This window comes from Ruminococcus sp. 8Y-12 (genome assembly GCF_058119865.1).
The window spans coordinates 4,943,379-4,960,147 of sequence record NZ_CM176623.1; the positions used below are offsets into that span (position 1 = coordinate 4,943,379).

The 16,769-nt window shown below is 46.7% G+C and carries 19 protein-coding genes and 1 pseudogene; all 20 read right to left on the reverse strand.

The window, feature by feature from the left end; all coding sequences use genetic code 11:
- Entirely contained in the window at positions 1-966 is a 966-nt protein-coding gene (locus tag AC0THY_RS20185; protein ID WP_489992380.1) for an ABC transporter permease, read from the reverse strand.
- Positions 959-1,915, reverse strand: coding sequence for a sugar ABC transporter ATP-binding protein (locus AC0THY_RS20190; RefSeq protein WP_489994225.1), 957 nt, complete (start codon positions 1,913-1,915; stop codon positions 959-961). Before AC0THY_RS20190 ends, AC0THY_RS20185 begins: the two co-directional genes overlap by 8 nt.
- A gap of 42 nt (positions 1,916-1,957) precedes the next feature.
- Positions 1,958-2,386, reverse strand: a pseudogene (locus AC0THY_RS20195) (ATP-binding cassette domain-containing protein); the annotation flags it as partial.
- Positions 2,387-2,534: 148 nt separating this feature from the next.
- Positions 2,535-3,620, reverse strand: coding sequence for a sugar ABC transporter substrate-binding protein (locus tag AC0THY_RS20200; RefSeq protein ID WP_489992381.1), 1,086 nt, complete (start codon positions 3,618-3,620; stop codon positions 2,535-2,537).
- A 123-nt stretch (positions 3,621-3,743) separates the two neighbouring features.
- Positions 3,744-4,784: a phosphotriesterase family protein gene (locus tag AC0THY_RS20205; RefSeq protein ID WP_489992382.1), complete on the reverse strand. Its 1,041-nt coding sequence runs from the start codon at positions 4,782-4,784 to the stop codon at positions 3,744-3,746.
- Positions 4,785-4,811: 27 nt separating this feature from the next.
- Positions 4,812-5,843, reverse strand: a complete 1,032-nt coding sequence (locus AC0THY_RS20210; protein ID WP_489992383.1) for a LacI family DNA-binding transcriptional regulator — start codon at positions 5,841-5,843, stop codon at positions 4,812-4,814.
- A gap of 20 nt (positions 5,844-5,863) precedes the next feature.
- Positions 5,864-7,051, reverse strand: a complete 1,188-nt coding sequence (locus AC0THY_RS20215; RefSeq protein WP_489992384.1) for a M24 family metallopeptidase — start codon at positions 7,049-7,051, stop codon at positions 5,864-5,866.
- Positions 7,052-7,070: 19 nt separating this feature from the next.
- Entirely contained in the window at positions 7,071-7,439 is a 369-nt protein-coding gene (locus AC0THY_RS20220) for a sensory rhodopsin transducer (protein ID WP_489992385.1), read from the reverse strand.
- Positions 7,440-7,801: 362 nt separating this feature from the next.
- On the reverse strand, positions 7,802-8,479 hold the full coding sequence (locus AC0THY_RS20225) for a YoaK family protein (protein ID WP_489992386.1): 678 nt from the start codon (positions 8,477-8,479) through the stop codon (positions 7,802-7,804).
- A 65-nt stretch (positions 8,480-8,544) separates the two neighbouring features.
- Positions 8,545-9,309, reverse strand: coding sequence for an IS1096 element passenger TnpR family protein (locus tag AC0THY_RS20230; RefSeq protein WP_489992387.1), 765 nt, complete (start codon positions 9,307-9,309; stop codon positions 8,545-8,547).
- Positions 9,310-9,497: 188 nt separating this feature from the next.
- Positions 9,498-9,578 (reverse strand): hypothetical protein, encoded by an 81-nt coding sequence (locus AC0THY_RS20235; RefSeq protein ID WP_489994226.1) that lies wholly within the window; start codon positions 9,576-9,578, stop codon positions 9,498-9,500.
- Between the two features lie 103 nt (positions 9,579-9,681).
- Positions 9,682-9,822 (reverse strand): hypothetical protein, encoded by a 141-nt coding sequence (locus AC0THY_RS20240; RefSeq protein WP_489992388.1) that lies wholly within the window; start codon positions 9,820-9,822, stop codon positions 9,682-9,684.
- A 17-nt stretch (positions 9,823-9,839) separates the two neighbouring features.
- A complete protein-coding gene (locus AC0THY_RS20245; RefSeq protein ID WP_489992389.1) occupies positions 9,840-11,003 on the reverse strand; it encodes a restriction endonuclease subunit S in 1,164 nt (387 codons plus the stop codon).
- On the reverse strand, positions 11,000-11,143 hold the full coding sequence (locus AC0THY_RS20250; protein ID WP_489992390.1) for a hypothetical protein: 144 nt from the start codon (positions 11,141-11,143) through the stop codon (positions 11,000-11,002). Before AC0THY_RS20250 ends, AC0THY_RS20245 begins: the two co-directional genes overlap by 4 nt.
- Positions 11,140-12,999, reverse strand: coding sequence for a class I SAM-dependent DNA methyltransferase (locus tag AC0THY_RS20255; protein WP_489992391.1), 1,860 nt, complete (start codon positions 12,997-12,999; stop codon positions 11,140-11,142). The genes AC0THY_RS20250 and AC0THY_RS20255 overlap by 4 nt, the downstream gene beginning before the upstream one ends.
- 63 nt (positions 13,000-13,062) lie before the next feature.
- Positions 13,063-13,281, reverse strand: a complete 219-nt coding sequence (locus AC0THY_RS20260; protein WP_489994227.1) for a helix-turn-helix domain-containing protein — start codon at positions 13,279-13,281, stop codon at positions 13,063-13,065.
- 321 nt (positions 13,282-13,602) lie between these two features.
- The gene (rpsI, locus tag AC0THY_RS20265; RefSeq protein ID WP_489992392.1) at positions 13,603-13,995 is read right to left on the reverse strand and encodes a 30S ribosomal protein S9; all 393 of its coding nucleotides are present in this window, start codon (positions 13,993-13,995) and stop codon (positions 13,603-13,605) included.
- A gap of 16 nt (positions 13,996-14,011) precedes the next feature.
- Entirely contained in the window at positions 14,012-14,440 is a 429-nt protein-coding gene (gene rplM / locus AC0THY_RS20270) for a 50S ribosomal protein L13 (protein ID WP_489992393.1), read from the reverse strand.
- A 254-nt stretch (positions 14,441-14,694) separates the two neighbouring features.
- Positions 14,695-15,132 (reverse strand): ribose 5-phosphate isomerase B, encoded by a 438-nt coding sequence (gene rpiB / locus AC0THY_RS20275; protein WP_489992394.1) that lies wholly within the window; start codon positions 15,130-15,132, stop codon positions 14,695-14,697.
- Positions 15,133-15,166: 34 nt separating this feature from the next.
- On the reverse strand, positions 15,167-16,684 hold the full coding sequence (locus AC0THY_RS20280) for a phosphohexomutase domain-containing protein (RefSeq protein WP_489992395.1): 1,518 nt from the start codon (positions 16,682-16,684) through the stop codon (positions 15,167-15,169).
- Positions 16,685-16,769 lie beyond the last annotated feature (85 nt).

Genomic DNA, 16,769 nt, shown 5'->3' on the forward strand with positions numbered 1-16,769 from the left:
CTAATAGGACCCGCCCCTTTTTCTGTTCTTGATAATATCCAGCGTCACTGCAAAGATTAGTACAAATCCTGTGATTACATCCTGCCAGAAGCTGGCTACACCCACCATATTCATGCCATTGCTCAGGGTCTCCAAAAGCAGGGCGCCGATTACGCTGCCCACCAGGGAACCCTTCCCTCCTGTCAGGCTTACCCCGCCCAGGACACAGGCTGAGATAGCAGTAAAGTTGGTATTCTGTGCTGCTGTTGGCAGGGCCGCGCCCAGCTGTGCCGTAAAGATGATGGTGGCTACACCAGTCACAAGGCCGTGTATGACAAACAGCACCAGGGTATCCCTCTTTACATTAATCCCTGACAGGTAGGCAACCTTGGCGCTTCCCCCAATTACAAAGATTCTCCGCCCAAAGGAAGTGTATTTTACCGCAAGACCAAACAGGATCAAAAGTAAGATCATGACCCAGGCAGCATTTGGAACCCCCAGAGTCCTGGACCTGCCGATAAACTTAAACACATCGCTGGTGATGGTGATGGATCTGGCATTGGTGAGCAGGTAGGCAAACCCGCGAAACATCTGCATGCCCGCCAGAGTTGCGATAAATGGATTCATTCCCACATACGCAATCATCAGTCCATTGTACACACCTGTCAGCGCGGCGATCAGCATACAAACTCCCATGGCTGCCCAGACACTGTGACCGTCCCGCATCATGATGCCCATCACACAGCACCCCAGCGCAATCACAGAGCCCGCTGAGAAATCAATCTGTCCTGCTGCCAGCACCAGGCAGGTGGTCAGCGACAGGATTCCCACGATTGAGGCATACAGGATAATGCTCATAAAGTTATTAAAGCTTAAAAAGTACGGTGAGCAGACTGAGAAAAACAGGATGATCACTGCATACGCCAAAATAAGCGGGAGATAGTCGATCTTCTTTATTTTCTGAATTACTTGCTTTGAATTACTCATCTTTTTGTATCCCTCCTATTGCAGCAGCTACGATGTTGGTCTGTGTCATTTCTTCTTTTGAGAGCAATGCGCTCTGTTTTCCCTCGTGGATCACCAGCACCCTATCGGACATGGCGATCAGCTCCGGCATCTCAGACGTGATCATCAGAACAGAAACGCCCTTCTCCGTCAGCTCATTGAGGAAACTGTAAATTTCCGCCTTTGCACCCACGTCAATTCCCCTGGTTGGATCATTCAATATCACAATCTTTGGGTCAATCTCCAGCCATTTTGCAAATACTACCTTCTGCTGGTTTCCCCCTGAGAGGGAGTCCGTGCTTGTTTCCAGCGTGGGGGTTTTGATTCGCAGGCGCTCCACCCACTTCTGCCCGATTTCCCGCTCTCTCCGGTGGTTGACGATCCAGCTGTTGGTTCCTGTCTGATAGTAAGGTGTCATAATATTGGATTTTACACCATGCATGAGCACCAGCCCCTCCTGTTTCCGGTCACTGGGCAAAAATGCAATCCCCTTCCGGATACAGGCCTCAGGACTTTTCAGCGACACCCCCTCCCCTTCCAGAATTACCTTCCCTTTATACTTTGGATAGCATCCAAAAAGAGCCTGCCCCAGTTCCAGGTGGCCTGATCCCATCAGTCCGTAGACACCTAAAATCTCCCCGCGCCGGACGGAAAAATGGATATTCTCCAGAATGTCTGTCCCAAAATCCTCTACGGTCATCAGCACTTCCCTGGGTGTATTGGTCTTTTCCGGATACATATCCTCCATCTTGCGCCCAACCATCATGGCAATCAAATCGTCCTTTGTGACATCACTGACCTTACATTCCCCCACTGTATGACCATCCCGCAATACAACCACCCTGTCCGCGATCCTCATGATCTCTTCGATTTTATGTGTAATTAGAATTACACTGACCCCTTTTTCCCTTAGCTTGCGGATGCATTCCATCAGCGCATCCGTTTCCCTGTCATTCAGAGCTGAGGTAGGTTCATCCAGGATCAAAATCTTCGCATTCTCGTACACTGCCCTGGCAATCTCAATCTGCTGACATTCCGCCACACTGCAGTTGCCTATGGGCATATTCTGGTCAATCTCAAGGTCGATCATCTCCAGTGCCTTCTGAGCAGAACTCTCCATATCCTTCCAGCTCACCAGCTTCTTTTTCTTATCTGCGTAATGTCGGACATACAGGTTTTCCGCAATGGTCAGGAGCGGCAGAAAAGCCAGCTCCTGGTGTACCACACTGATTCCCATCTCCTTTGCATCTGCAGGTCCGTGAAGCTTTACCGGAGTGCCGTTGCAGGAGATGGTTCCCCCCTCAGGTATGTAGATGCCGGAAAGTACCTTGATCAGTGTAGATTTTCCCGCTCCATTTTCTCCCAGGAGGGACAGTACCTCTCCCCTTCGTATCTCCAGTGACACGTCATCCAAAGCCTTGACCCCCGGAAAGATTTTGGTAATATGCTCCATTTTTAAGATAATGTCTTTTTCCAAAGTTCTCTCCTTCTCATACTGAAAAGCTGCTGTTTACTTGAAATAATCGTAAATGCACAGACTGTAAGAATAGTTAGAAATAATCTCCAAAGCTGTCATAGACATTGTTCCTGTCCACCATATAATGAGTGGGATAATAGTAATCCTCCACGGTTTCCCCGGCCACCATCTTGTCCAGGATCTCAAAACAGTACTTGCCGTAATTCTGGAAATCATAGACCAGGGATGCCTGATAAACCTCCCATTCCGGCGCCTCAGGCGTACTCTCCAGGTAATCCAGATAGTCGTATTCGCCCTGTGAAATAATCATACAGTCCTTTTCCCGCTCTGCAATCTCAATCGCTGCGGACGCCCCCAAACGGTAGGTTACATGGGCCGGAGCAATTGCGATGTGCTCGAAATCGGGATGAGCTGCAAGAAAATCTGCCACCACACCCTGTGCATCTGTAGTATCCGCACCTCCGTCGATCTTGAATACTTTATCCTCAGGGAAATCCGGGAATACTTTTTTGTAACCGTCATAAACATTGTCTGTTCGGGCCAGAACCGTCTCCCCGGAGATGGAGTCCTCCACGATCAGCAGACAATCCGCTTCTCCCCACTCTTCCTTTACTCTGTTTGCCATATACTCTCCTACAATGGGCCCCACATTATAGTTGTCCGCCCCAAAGTAAACAGCACCCTCATGCTCAATGTCCACCGCAATCACCGGCACACCTGCTTCATTCATCATCTCCATAATGGCAGGAGCTACGCTAATGTCCACATTGTACTCGATCATGTAATCAATTCCCATCTGCAGCATCTGTGTTGCATTGGACACGGCTGTCTGGCCGTCCAGGTTGTTGTTCATGTAGACCAGCTTCCAGCCGCGCGCTTCGGCTTCCTTCTCCATGCTCTCCTTAATTGCTGTGTGCTGGTAAGCAGTCTCCGCTATGTTGGCAAACCCGACTACAATCTCATCCTTGTTATCCTCCGTTTCTGTACTCTGTTTTGTTTCCTCCTTCGCCTGCGTGTCCTCTTTTGCTGTTGTGCTGCCCGTTGTCTCCTCTGCAGCATCTTCTGTCTTTGCAGTACCGGTTTCCGTACCGTTCGTGCTGCATCCGGCCAAGGAAATTATTAACGTAATACCTAACAACATTACATTCATTTTTTTCATGCTTTTTCCCTCCCAAGGTTATGATAGCATACTTCCCATAACTAGCCTATCGCCTGCGCCTAACCAATATTTTCCATATATGTTACCGTTCACATATTTTGCAGAAAAACACCTCCCTTTCCATCACTGAAACAGAAAATCTTTCGGGTTATCCACCAAAATAGTATCTATATCCGCCCGGTCAATTCCTTCCTGCTCCATCATCTCACTGACATTGTGAAATACATGATCATATCCCCAGCCGCCGTACTTGTGAAGGCTTGCCTTCAGGCACAGATCATTGGCAGCCAGTATCTGCTTCACCTTCCCCTCAGCGATCAGCTCTTTTACCATCCGCACCCTTGCCACATCCGTTTCAAAGGGGCCGCCGGAAAACGCGCCGCACTGGCTCTGAAAATAGAATTCCTTCCCAAAATTGTCAAATTCCACATAAACTCCCATGTTCAGTGACTGTCTCAGGTACTCCCTGTCAAAACTCACGTCCAGATGACAGAGGCAGATCTGCCTAGGAGCTACCCCCGCGTTCATCAGCAGATCAACGGCATCCAGCCCCGCCCGGCTCCATGGGTAGGTATGCAGATAGATGGGAAGTCCTGTCCTTATGCTGGCCTTTGCTGCTGCCAGCAGGCTTTTGTGCTCACTTTCATAGATAACCTCACTGGTCCCTATCTCCCCGATCACACCTGGTTTAATGCCTGTCTCGCCGATCCCATCCTCAATTTCCCCCAGAATGATCTCCGCCATAGCGTCAGCAGAAAGCCTTGCCACATCCTCCGGTATGGTCTCCTGTACAAAAAAGCCACAGCCCACCGCAATATGCAGGTCTGTTTCTTCACTGACCTGCTTTAACTTTTTCAAGTCACGTCCAAGGCCCACGGAAGTCACTTCCACCAGCAGGTTACACTCTTCTCTTTTCAGGTATTTCAGCTCGTTTATACTGTCCTGTACGCTATCCAAAATCAGATTCGTCCGCACCACATACGGATTTCTGCGCAGAACCCCCAGGGTTTCCATTGTGATTTTCCCGTAAAACCGCTCTCTTTCCGCTCTAGTCTTAGGTGTCACAGCCTCGTGGGTCATATCCAGAAAAAGATGCTCATGGGGGCAAATCTTTTTTATCTCCTCCCTGCACACACTTCCCTTGATTGTATTTAGTAATTTCACCTTTTCAGCCTCCAACCATTCTCACTGTCATGTGGTTTCCCCCTCCACAATTTGCGGCAACAGTATCTCATTCTTGACCCCTACCTTTTTTTCTATCTGGTCAATCAGCAGGTTAGCACTCCTTATTCCCATGTCGTACCTGGGTTGGGATACGGTGGTTATATAGGGATGCAGCATACTGCACAAGTCCAGCCCATCGTGCCCAATTAGCGCAAAATCATCCGGCACCCTCATCCCTCTCTCCTGGAATTTAGAGAGCATGGAGATGGCCATAATATCGTTTTCACAGTACAGCGCAGTGGGTACCTCAGGCCCCGCCAGCATCTGATCCACAATGCGCGCCGCATACTCTGCCGCGTACTGGAAACGCCCATGGCTCTGATAAAGTCCCGCCGGCTCCACGCCGTGTTCGGCCAGCGCATCCTGAAATCCTTTGGTTCTCTGCCTCCAGATATTGAACTGAAATCCATCCTCATATGGCATACCCGGAAATTCCTGCAAGGTCAGCGGCCCATGGATACACGCGATTTTTTGGTGTCCCTTTTTAAGCAAATACTCCGCAGCCATATATCCGCCACTGTAATTGTCCGTAACAATAGAGCTGACGTTTTTGATCTCTGTTTCATTGTCCAAAAGAACACAGCAGACTCCCGCTGCCTTTAGCTCCTCCACCTGCTCTCTGGAAATTGCCAGGTGGTGAAAAACCACGCCTCCGATACAGTGGTCCTTAAACATATCTATGTAATCGCGCTCTCTTTGGCTGGAGTGGGCATCGCACATCATGCTGGTATAGCCCCGCTCAAAGGCCACACTCTCAAACCCCTGGTTCACCAGGTTGTGAAACGGATCTGAAATGTTGGTCATCACATGCGCCACTGTATGGCTGTGGCGTGTGGCCAGTGCCTTGGCCAGCATATTGGGCCGGTAGTTCAGCTCCTTTATTGCCCTCTTTACCCGCTCTCTTGTTCCCGCCTCCACATATCCGCTGTTGTTGATCACCCGGGATACGGTCTGCCGCGAAACGCCTACTCTCTTTGCTACATCTTCTATGGTTGCCATCTGGTTCCACCTCAATATTTTTATTTATGTTCAGCCAACCACTTTTCGTAATAGGTACGCATAAACGGATATAGACTCTTGGCCCCATCCTCTGTTATGACAAAGGCCTCCTCAATGCGGTTGGACCCGCCCTTTAATCCAAAGAGGCTAATGTCCGTATTGCAGGTCATACCGGCTTGAAATACCTCTTCCGTATTCTCATCCGGATAGGGGCTCTCCGCCTCCGCGCATCCGATTCCGTGAAGGGGCGGATAAATATCATATTCCGACAAGCCCGCCTCCCGGAAGCAGTCTCTGACCGCCCTCACAAAGTTTTTCATAGGTTGTCCAGCTTTCAGATAGGGCAGCCCCGCTGCGCTTGCGTGGATGAGCACATCTATGACATGTTCCGTCTCCGGGCTGCAGTTTCCCACGGCATAAGGAAGCTCGCAGGTTGCCACATATCCCTCATACTGCACAGCCAGAGCGCACATGATCATATCTCCGTCCTCAATGAGCTTATCCTCCGCCCGTCCCACAATCTTTGCCGACCGCTCACCGGACCCGAATACCGTAAAGGTAATGGTCTCCGCTCCCGCTTTTCTGGCAGCACCCTCCGCAATGCCTGCTGCATAGCGCTCGCTCTTTCCTATGAGATCTGCCTCCATCATTGCCAGAAAACCGGTCTGCGCAATGCGAGCCGCCTCCTTGAGGCAGGCGATTTCGTTCTCGCTCTTAACCTTTCGCAGGTTGATCAGAATGTCCCCGCTGTCCACAAGCTCACACCCAAACGCGTTGGATAAATTTTTTAAAAGTGCTGCTGACATATCATTCATTCCTGCAATGCCCAGTCGCTCCAAAGCTCCCTTTTTTCGCAGCTCCTCTGCCAAATCCCCAAAGCTGGTGTACACTGCCATAGGATAGTCGATTTCATCCGGAACAGTTACACACAAGAAATCCGGTACCAGGCGCACATCCTCCCAGACACTCATCTCTCTCGCCACCTGTTCCCCCTCCGGCGCACAGAGCACGGTGGGCTCCCCCACTTTTGGGATCAGCAGCGCCCCTCGCTCAAAAATCGGCCAGTAATTGGAGACATAGCGCAGATTTTCCTTCCGGTACTCATCCCCGTAGACCAGCATTGCATCGATGTTTTCATTATACATGCATTTTTTAATGTTCTCAATTCTTTCTTGAAACTCGCTCTTAGGTATACAAATTTTGTTCATGCCTTCCCCTTCTCCATTGTTATTCTCCGTAGCCCAAGGTTCCTATGTAGGCCAGATTTGCCTGGCTTACATCACATCTTCCATACTGTACAACAACCCCCACGTCACTTCTCACCCGAAGCGAATACTGCTCATTAACGTCCAGCTCGACGCCTTTTAACACCTCCTTGTCATTTGTGCGGAATGCACTGATCCTCTGTGCAGGCGCCAGGTACTCAATTCCCAGAACAGGCGGCCTGTCGCTGAAAAAAAAGTCCAGATAACAGTGCGCATCCCTTTCATTGCAGTTTAGGATCATAATCGCCTCATGCCCCTCATACTCTGCCTGGCCTGCTGCGGCTGGAGGTCGGTAACCGTCCACCACATACCAACAATTTTTGCCTTCCATAAAACCCTCCTTCCCTGATTGTTCAATGGTGTATTTCAGATGTGTTACCGCTCACATATCTGTTAAAAAAGAGAAACGCCTCACAATTGCAGTTACAATTGCTTTTATGTGAGCGCTCACATCTTTACTGTCATTATAAGGTTTGTATAGTTTTCTGTCAATCCCTAACTATTTTTTCACTGTTTTGTACAAATATTTGTCTGTCTTTTTATTCCTATCTCACAACAAGCCTTTCTCTTTTCCCGCACATTTACCAGATTTCGATCTGTTGTTTTGTATAAAACTGCGCATGAGTAGTTGCCCACTGATCCGGGGACTAGGCAGCCGCCAGATTTGGCTTCATACCGATCCGTCTTTTCCTGTCACCGATTAGTCTCTTCATCCTTTCTAAACATGAGAATAACCCCAGCCGTAAGCAGCACAGCCGCAATCCAGATGGCCGGTTCCGCCAGCCAATTACTCATAACAGCACCGACTGCGGCTCCAACCGCAAAGATCAGAATTACAAAATAATAATGCAAACTTTTTCTCTTCCATTCCCTGTCTTTGGTAATGTGATATCTACAAAGCATCTCCGTGGCACTGCGCATATTTCCAATGCACATGGTGGTGGCACAGGGAAGTCCACGGAATTTTCGGAAACTATTCACCTGCATGGCGCACGCAAACGACATCATAGCATTTGCCGCCATGTTAAAGGACGGAGGTAAAAATCCCACGGCTACCAAAAGAACCGCCTCAGCTGCCAGTACAATCTGCCGCCAGTGTAACATCTTATGGTCCTTGTACAAATGGTGCACCCACTCTGTCACATAGACACCGGAGATAAAGGCAGCCAGCGGAACCAGATAGTGAAGTGCATCTATAAAATACCCCTGGGCCAGATTCTGGCCCAGGAGTACAATATTTCCTGTTTGGGCATTGGCAAATACTTTTCCCCTGCAGTTGTAGGAATAGGCATCCTGGAATCCGCCTGCCAGTGTCAGAAGAACGGCCAGAGCCATTGATTCTGACATCTGTCCTCTATTCCTGAGCTTCATTATTTCAGTCACTCCTTCCGTTAATTTCTGTCCTCTATTATATTGCATAACCACCATGGCAGCATTTACTTTTCATCCGGCTCAAATTGGTCAGGATAAATTTTGCTTCCCTCATATCCGCAAACACCCATTCTCGGTGAATTACATACTGGCAGGAAATATTCAGGTACATCATAGTCATCAAATTCCTGCTCTTCATCCTCTTCCATATCATCTTCTTCCAAATTGTACTTACACAGGCATTCCTCACACCAAAATGCATTGCCCTCATAATATCCTTCCGGATTAATCCACTGCGCCTTATTTTCTCCGCAATGGCTGCACAATATTTCCAATGGATTATTGCGGGATAAGATTGTGATTTTTTCCTTATTCCCTTCACCCACACCATAACTATGTATGCTCAATACTAATTCCGTTGTAGATCCATAATCATATTCATATGACACCGTCTCCCCAACAGTAAATATATCTTTCAATTTATATTTCATACTCTTGGCTTGCGCTCCCCAAAAGCTATCTTCGGCAGGATAAGCTTCATACCTCACTTCTCCTGCTTTAAAGGCGCTGAGATGTCCACAGCATTCAACCCAGATATTGCGGATAAACTGATCCAACTCTCTTAAAGCAGCATTCTCGCTTATCTCAATAATTAACCAGTAGTCCTTGTCATACTTTCCGCAAATAGACACCTGATAACATCCGCATTTTCCTTTCTCTGCTTCCAGCCTTGCTTTTCGCTTTTTACATGCTGGCAGATGGCGTAACATCCCGCTCTTTGTGTATTCGTTTCCGCAATATTTGCAGAATCCTTTGGTTTGCTTTGCCATATTGAATACCTCCTCTTATTCCGCATTCTTCCAGTTATTCTCAGATATTAAGAAATCTTTTCTCTTACGAATGGCAACTTGTACAGTGATTCTGGGGCAATTTATCCTGATGCAAAATGCACCAAGCCGAATTTCGTTTCAGCTGTCCTGATGGCAAAGCCCCTTCAATCTATGTAACTTTACTATAATCAATAATTGAAATCTCCTGCATTACATTCTTTGCACGGAATATTTCTTACTATTACTAAGCAACTTCCCAAATCTACCATTTCCTCTCAATCAAAAGATTAATATTAGTATACCACAGCTATCACTTCAAAAAAACCCACAAACTTGATGTTTGTGGGTTTTCCGTGTATTGCAGTTACTGTTTTAGCTTCTCCGTCCGAAGGTGCCATCATCACCCAACTGTTCTGTGTTATATGCAGACTGAACATCCCAGTGTAAATCGTTTTGAAGCAGATTGCCTGCACTTTCCTGCGCCAGAATATTTTCTGAGTAATCGTAACTCATGGTATTACCCCCAGTTCTTATACTTCGATTTCTCCATTCATCAGTTTTGGCAGTAAGCGGTCACGGGCTTGTGTCAATCTTAAAATTTCTCCGTCGCACACCGCAATTTTTTCATCAATTTTGCTTACAATCAAATCGTATTTTTCGTCAAGACTATTTGATGGGATAAGGAATTTCTGTCCAAGCAGTTCATTCTTTGTAATGGATGAAAATATTGACCCGTTTCCCACAATATCATCTTTGAAAAAGCGTTCTTTCAACATATAGAATAAATAGCTCTGTAAATTTTTCTTATGCTTCATAGCAGATAAGCCACGGCCAATTACTATTTTATTCTTGGTAATATTCAGCCGACCAACTGGCGCTCTCACACTAAACAAAATACTGTTAGCTTCAGCAATTCTGGTGAACGATGTCGAATAAGTATCATCAATTACAAATCGAGTTCCGTAGCTTCCTACTCCTTGATGAAACGGCAATCCCTCATTGACTTGATTATAAAATTCAGATTTAGGACTTTGCCCCATAACAACATCAGCAAAATCTGAAAGGCACTGATTGCTCCATCCAGCCGGTACGCCATCAACAATTTCTGTTTCCTCATATCCGGGGAACCGCAAATCAACGAACCATTCCCTATACAGACGCTGTGCAGCTTCTTCCAACAGCTTGATTTGCTTCTGGTTGTTTTCAATTAGATTATCATAGGCCGAGAGTATCCCCGCCAGTTTCATCTGGACACTCATTTCAGGCAATAAAATAGGCATCTTTCTGATTACAGGCAAATTGACATGCGCTACCGTTGCACCATTCGCTGTACCAAGCAATTTATATTGCTGCTCCGGTGCAAGCAAATAGTATGTAAGGAACTCTGGAACCACATACTGAGTATTTGGTCGAATTAAAACCGTTCTTTGCCCCATACAGACCTTTTCTCCTTTTGTCACTAAAGCAACATTTCCAGCAGGGGCTTCACGGGCAAAAATCAAATCACCATCCTCTGGTGTGCCAAGAAAATTTCTTTCTTGATATACTCTTTCGGAAACTCTATGCACATCATCAAGGAGCAATCTTCCTTTGCCGACATTTGGCGTTCTGATAAGGGGGTAGCCTTTTCCTTCGTCTTTCGCTGTTGTGTGAGGGCAGTCAATAATAAATTCACAGACATCACTCAGTCTCATTCTGTTTTACCCTCCTTTAGCTTATTGTATTGTTTCTTCCATGCACTTGACGGCTTTTTACATATTCCATCTTCACACGCAAACGCACAAATATCAGCAATGCCATTACTGCCGCAAATGTCTATTTTCAAATTCTTCATAAGCCCATCTGCTTCATATTCTGTGAGATGGTATCCATCAAATCATTTGACTCCGCGTGTAAAGATAACAGCTCCCGATGGATCTCTGTCATGCGTTCCTCAAAGTTTACGCCATCATCTTCAACCGGAGCAACGCCCACATACGCACCCGGTGTGAGAGAAAAGCCTTTTTCCTCAATTTCTTTCTGTGTGGCAACCTTGCAAAGTCCCAGCACATCGTTATATTCACTTTCACCAAATTTCTCATAAAGCCATTCGGCTTCTTTTGCAACGGTCAGAATTTCTTCCAGGTCAGCAATCTTTTCATCCCAATCAATCTGAATTTTCTTTTTATCCGTGCGGTCCGCTGCTTCCGCTTCGGCTTTTGCAATCCCACGCTGAGCCTTAATGTAAGCTTTCAGAGAGTGAACGGTTTTTGCAAAATCAGACTTCAGCAGAATCTCTGCCAGTTCTTGGCTCCGGTGGGCATAGGCATGGAGCGTCTGACGATATTCAGCAAGCAGTCCTTTGTATTTTTCTGTTTCACCCCGATAGAGCCACACAATAGCATTGAGGTTTTTCAGCTGCCATTCGCTCCACTCATTAAGAGTACGGTCTACTACGGTAAAGTAATTTCTTGCGTCAATAAACAGGGTTTTGTCCAGCAATTCCTCTTTTTTACCCTTATCAAAGAACCAGAGGGAGCAAGGCAGACTTTTGGTGTAGAAGAAGTTGTTTCCCACACTGACCATGCAGTCAACATGACCGGTTTTCACCAGCTTCTCACGGATGTTCTTGTCCTCTCTCTGGCTGTCCGTAGCCGAGGACGCCATAACGAAACCGGCTCTGCCTGTTTCATTCAGATAGGAATAAAAATAGGAAATCCAGAGATAGTTGGCATTGCCAATCTCTTTGTTCTTATTCACACCCGGCAAACCGAAAGGCAATCTTCCTGCACTTTGAGCCGACTCCGATTTGACCTTATCCACATTGAAGGGCGGGTTCGCCATGACATAGTTACAGAAACCGTCCAGATTGTGTGCATCATGATAAAAGCTGTTCGCTTCATCACCAGATTTAATCACACCGGTCAGTCCGTGAACCGCCATATTCATCAGGCAAAGTTTTGCGTTGTATTCCACTTTTTCCTGTCCGTAAAAGGTCATAGTATTGTTGGCAATCATACCGGAAGCATTTACAAAATCGCCGGTCTGGATAAACATACCGCCGCTGCCTGCTGCCGGGTCAAGCAGAATGCCGGACTTCGGCTCCAGCACATTTACGATCATCTTTACCAAAGACTTCGGGGTAAAGAACACGCCATCGTCCTGAGCAATATTCTTTGCAAACTTATTGAGGAAGTATTCATAAATACGACCGATTACATCGCCGCCCACATCATCCAGAGCATTGTTATTGAAGATGCGGAGCAGCTCGGAAAGCAGTTCGTCGGAAAACATGGTGTAGTCTTTCGGTAAAACACCTGTCAGCTGTTCGCTCTGGGCTTCCACCAGTTCCATTGCATTGTTCACCACATCGCCCAGACTATTCATGGTGTGTCCGTCCACACTCACAAGGTTTTGGGAAGCGACATCTGCCGGTAACTCTACCAGATAAGTGTACTGTGCTTCTTTGGGGAGGAATAACGCACTTTTTTCTTTGAAATCACTTGCTTCTACCGGAAGCACACGGCCGTTTCGCATCGGTCTGTGCGAGAGTATTTCTTTCTCGACCATGTTGTAGCGGCTGTACGCATAACGCAAAAAGAGCAAGCCCAGCACAGGCATACAGTATTGGTTTGAGGTCAGCTTGGAACCGGCACGGAGCAAATCTGCCGACTCCCACAAATCGGCTTCCAGTTTTCTGACATTTATCATTTGGGTATCCACCTTTTCTTTTTCTATTCAGCTCGTTTTGCAAAGCAGAGCTTTCCATCAATCCTAGGTTCTCGTCTCCGGAAGAATCTCCACAACATCCTCTATCCTGCAGTTCAATTTTCTGCAAATGCGGATAATGACTTCCATCGACACCATCTCATTTCTTGAAATCTTCGCAAGGGTGCTGCCGCTGATCCCGATTGACTTTGCAAGTTCCGTTTTCTTCATTTCCTTATCTATTAACAGTTTGAATAATTTGTTGTACTTACATCCATCTCTTATCCTCCTGACAACTATGTTTCATCATATTTTTTCATACAGCTGCACACAAAATGCATTTTACTTTACATTTTAGCACGAAGTATGCGAACTTCAAGAATAAATATACGACTTCTCGCATATTTGCTGTAACTTTTATGAGAGAATTTACAGTAACTAAATGATTAGAGCCTGATAAGGCAAAATAAGAGTCAAGGCTATTATAGGGCAGAACAAAATGGGCTAAATTGGGGCAGATTCCGTCAAATTCAGCCAAACCATTTAGACAAAGAAAAACCCCGAAAGCCGCTTAGCTTCGAGGTTTTTCGTGGTTTTGATTGTAAATTAACGCTTGCTGAACTGCGGTGCACGACGTGCTGCTTTGAGACCGTATTTCTTTCTCTCTTTCATTCTCGGATCTCTGGTGAGATATCCGGCTTTCTTGAGTGTTGGTCTGAAGTCTGCGTCTGCCTGGAGCAAGGCTCTTGCGATTCCATGTCTGATGGCGCCTGCCTGTCCTGTTGTTCCGCCGCCATGAACGTTTACCATTACGTCAAACTTGTCGGTTGTCTCTGTGGCAACCAACGGCTGACGAACGATAACCTTTAAGGTTTCCAGTCCTAAATACTCATCGATGCCTCTTTTATTGATTGTGATCTTACCTGTACCAGGTACTAAATATACTCTGGCAATGGATTTTTTTCTTCTTCCTGTACCGTAGAATTTTGCGTTAGCCAATGTTCTTTACCTCCTATTAAAATGTTAATGCTTCCGGCTTCTGAGCTTCATGATTGTGCTCAGGTCCTGCATACACGTGAAGTTTTGTCATCATCTGTCTTCCTAAGGGTCCCTTCGGAAGCATGCCTTTTACTGCCAGCTCTACAACTTTTTCAGGCTTCTTGTCTAACATTTCTCTCAGGGTCGTCTCTTTCATTCCGCCTACATAGTCTGAATGATGATAATAGATCTTCTGATCCAGCTTTTTACCGGTTACTTTGATCTTCTCTGCATTTGTGATGATTACGTAATCACCTGTATCGATATGAGGAGTAAAGATTGGCTTATTCTTTCCTCTTAAAATCTTTGCTACTTCTGATGCCAAACGTCCTAATGTATATCCTGTAGCGTCTACTACATACCATTTTCTCTCGATTGTTGCTGGACTAGCCATATAACTTTTCATGGTTGTTCCTCCTTGAAATTTACACTCATGCTTATCATAATAAGTATATCGTAAGACGTCTCACCGGGGCTTTGGATAGACGTTTACATACTTCGTCACATTGAGTTATTATATTACACCAGCCCGTGTGTGTCAACCATTTTTTCACATTTTTCAAACCATTTTGTTTCCGTCCTATAAAAGTTGGAGAATCCTCACTTATTCTTGTGAAAACGCCCCGGCCATTCACCGGCCGGGGCAGATTTTTAAACAGATTACTCCTCTTCGATCCTGGCAATCTTGTCAATCCTGGTCTGATGGCGTCCGCCCTCAAAGGTAGTGTTGAGAAAAAGATCCACCATCATAAGCGCCAGACCGGCTCCCACCACTCTGCCTCCCATGCACAGGATATTTGCATCATTGTGCTGCCTGGTCAGCTTTGCGCTGAAACAGTCGGAGCAGCAGGCTGCCCGGATTCCCTTTACCTTGTTGGCCGCAATGGAAATGCCGATCCCTGTGCCGCAGCAAAGAATCCCCTTCTCATATTCCCCTGCTGCCACTGCCTTTGCAACAGGATATGCCACATCTGCATAATCTATGGATTCCGGAGAAAAACAGCCGAAGTCTTTATAGGCAATTCCATTCTCCTCCAGATACCCTCTTATCTCCTCTTTTAAATCAAATCCGCCGTGATCACTGCCTATCGCTATCATTCTTAACCTCCTATGTCTCTTTGTGCAAACCGGATTATAATGTACTTAATTCTGTATACTTAGCCAGGAAGGGACGGATTCTGTTCAAAATCACATCTACCTGCCCTTCCTTCTCAGCCTCACAGTTCAGAGGCATGATCGGATCATGCAGAGACATACGGATCAGCATCCAGCCCTTTACCTCCTCATCGTCGAAGTTCACCCGGATTCCCTCGTAATTGGGAGCAACCACGTGGAAATTCTCCTCTTTTTCTGCAAAAACGCGGAAATCCTCTAGCACCTTTGCTCCGTAATCTTTGTAGTCCGGAGTCTGGATTTTTAACCGGTACTCCATACTCTCGGCAGGCTTCTTCAGCTCTCCGATCAGATCCTCGATACGCGTTCCCTCACGTCTGCATTTCGCCAGCCTGCAGATAATCTTAACACTCATATAGGCGCCGTCATCCAGGAAATAATTCTCCTTCACCGCACCATGGCCGGAAGTCTCAATCGCCAGATGGGTTTCCTCGCCCTCCTGGTTTAAACGGATCGCCTCATTAATGACATTTTTGTAACCTCTCTTGAACCGGTGATGCTTCATCTGAAGCTTCTCTTCCAAAAATTCGGTCAAATAATTTGAGGTCACGGAATCCGTCACAACGGTGGTATGGGGATATTTCTCGGACAGGATCGCCGCCATCAGAGCGATGATAGAGTTCTTATTTACTTCCTCCCCGTTTGCAAATACCACTGCGGCCCGATCCCCGTCCGTGTCGAATATGATACCCAGGTCAGCACCCGCATTTAGCACTGCGCTGCGCACTGCCTCCATTGCCTCTTTGTTCTCCGGATTGGGAACATGGTTCGGAAAGGTTCCATCCGGCTCCAGGCAGATGCTGCCGCCTGTCACTGCACCCAGCCCTTCCAGAACTTTTGTAAAGTAGCCGCCAACTCCGTTAGAGGCATCCACAACGATGTGCAGCCCCTGCAGCGGATGCTCAAAATCCTGCGCATTCACTTCTTCTTTGATCAGCCTCTGCATGTGGGCAGAATAGGCCCCCACCAGATCCGCTTCCTCTGCCTCATAAAACTCAATCTCGTGGTCTACCCTTGAAATCACTGCGGCCTTCTCCAGTACTTCCTTAATCTGGCTGCTCTCCAGACCGCCTTCCCTGGTAAAGAGTTTCAGTCCGTTTCTGTTGAAGGGCAGATGGCTGGCAGTGATCATTACTGCACCGTCATATCCAAATCCTTCCAGAACCGTAGACATAAACATGGACGGCGTGGAGGTGAGTCCGCAGTCATAGGCCTTACATCCTCTAGTCATGACTCCATTTACCACACCCTTTTTCAACTCCTCCGCAGAAATACGCGAGTCGTGTCCAATTCCAACCTGGATCTGCTCATAGGGAATCCCCTTTTTGTCTGCCAGAAAATCTACAAATGCAACTGCAATATTGCGCGCAATCTCAGAGGTAAGATTTACCGGCTCCCCCTCTACACCTTCCACAGAAACGCCGCGGATGTCACTGCCATTTTGCAGCTTGAAATACATTTCTTCCCATTCTTCCATTTTTTGTCTCCTCTCTTTATCTCTGTTGTCCATTCTACCTGTATTTTACCATCAGTCTTAAAGTTTGTCTGCACTTTTTTATCTG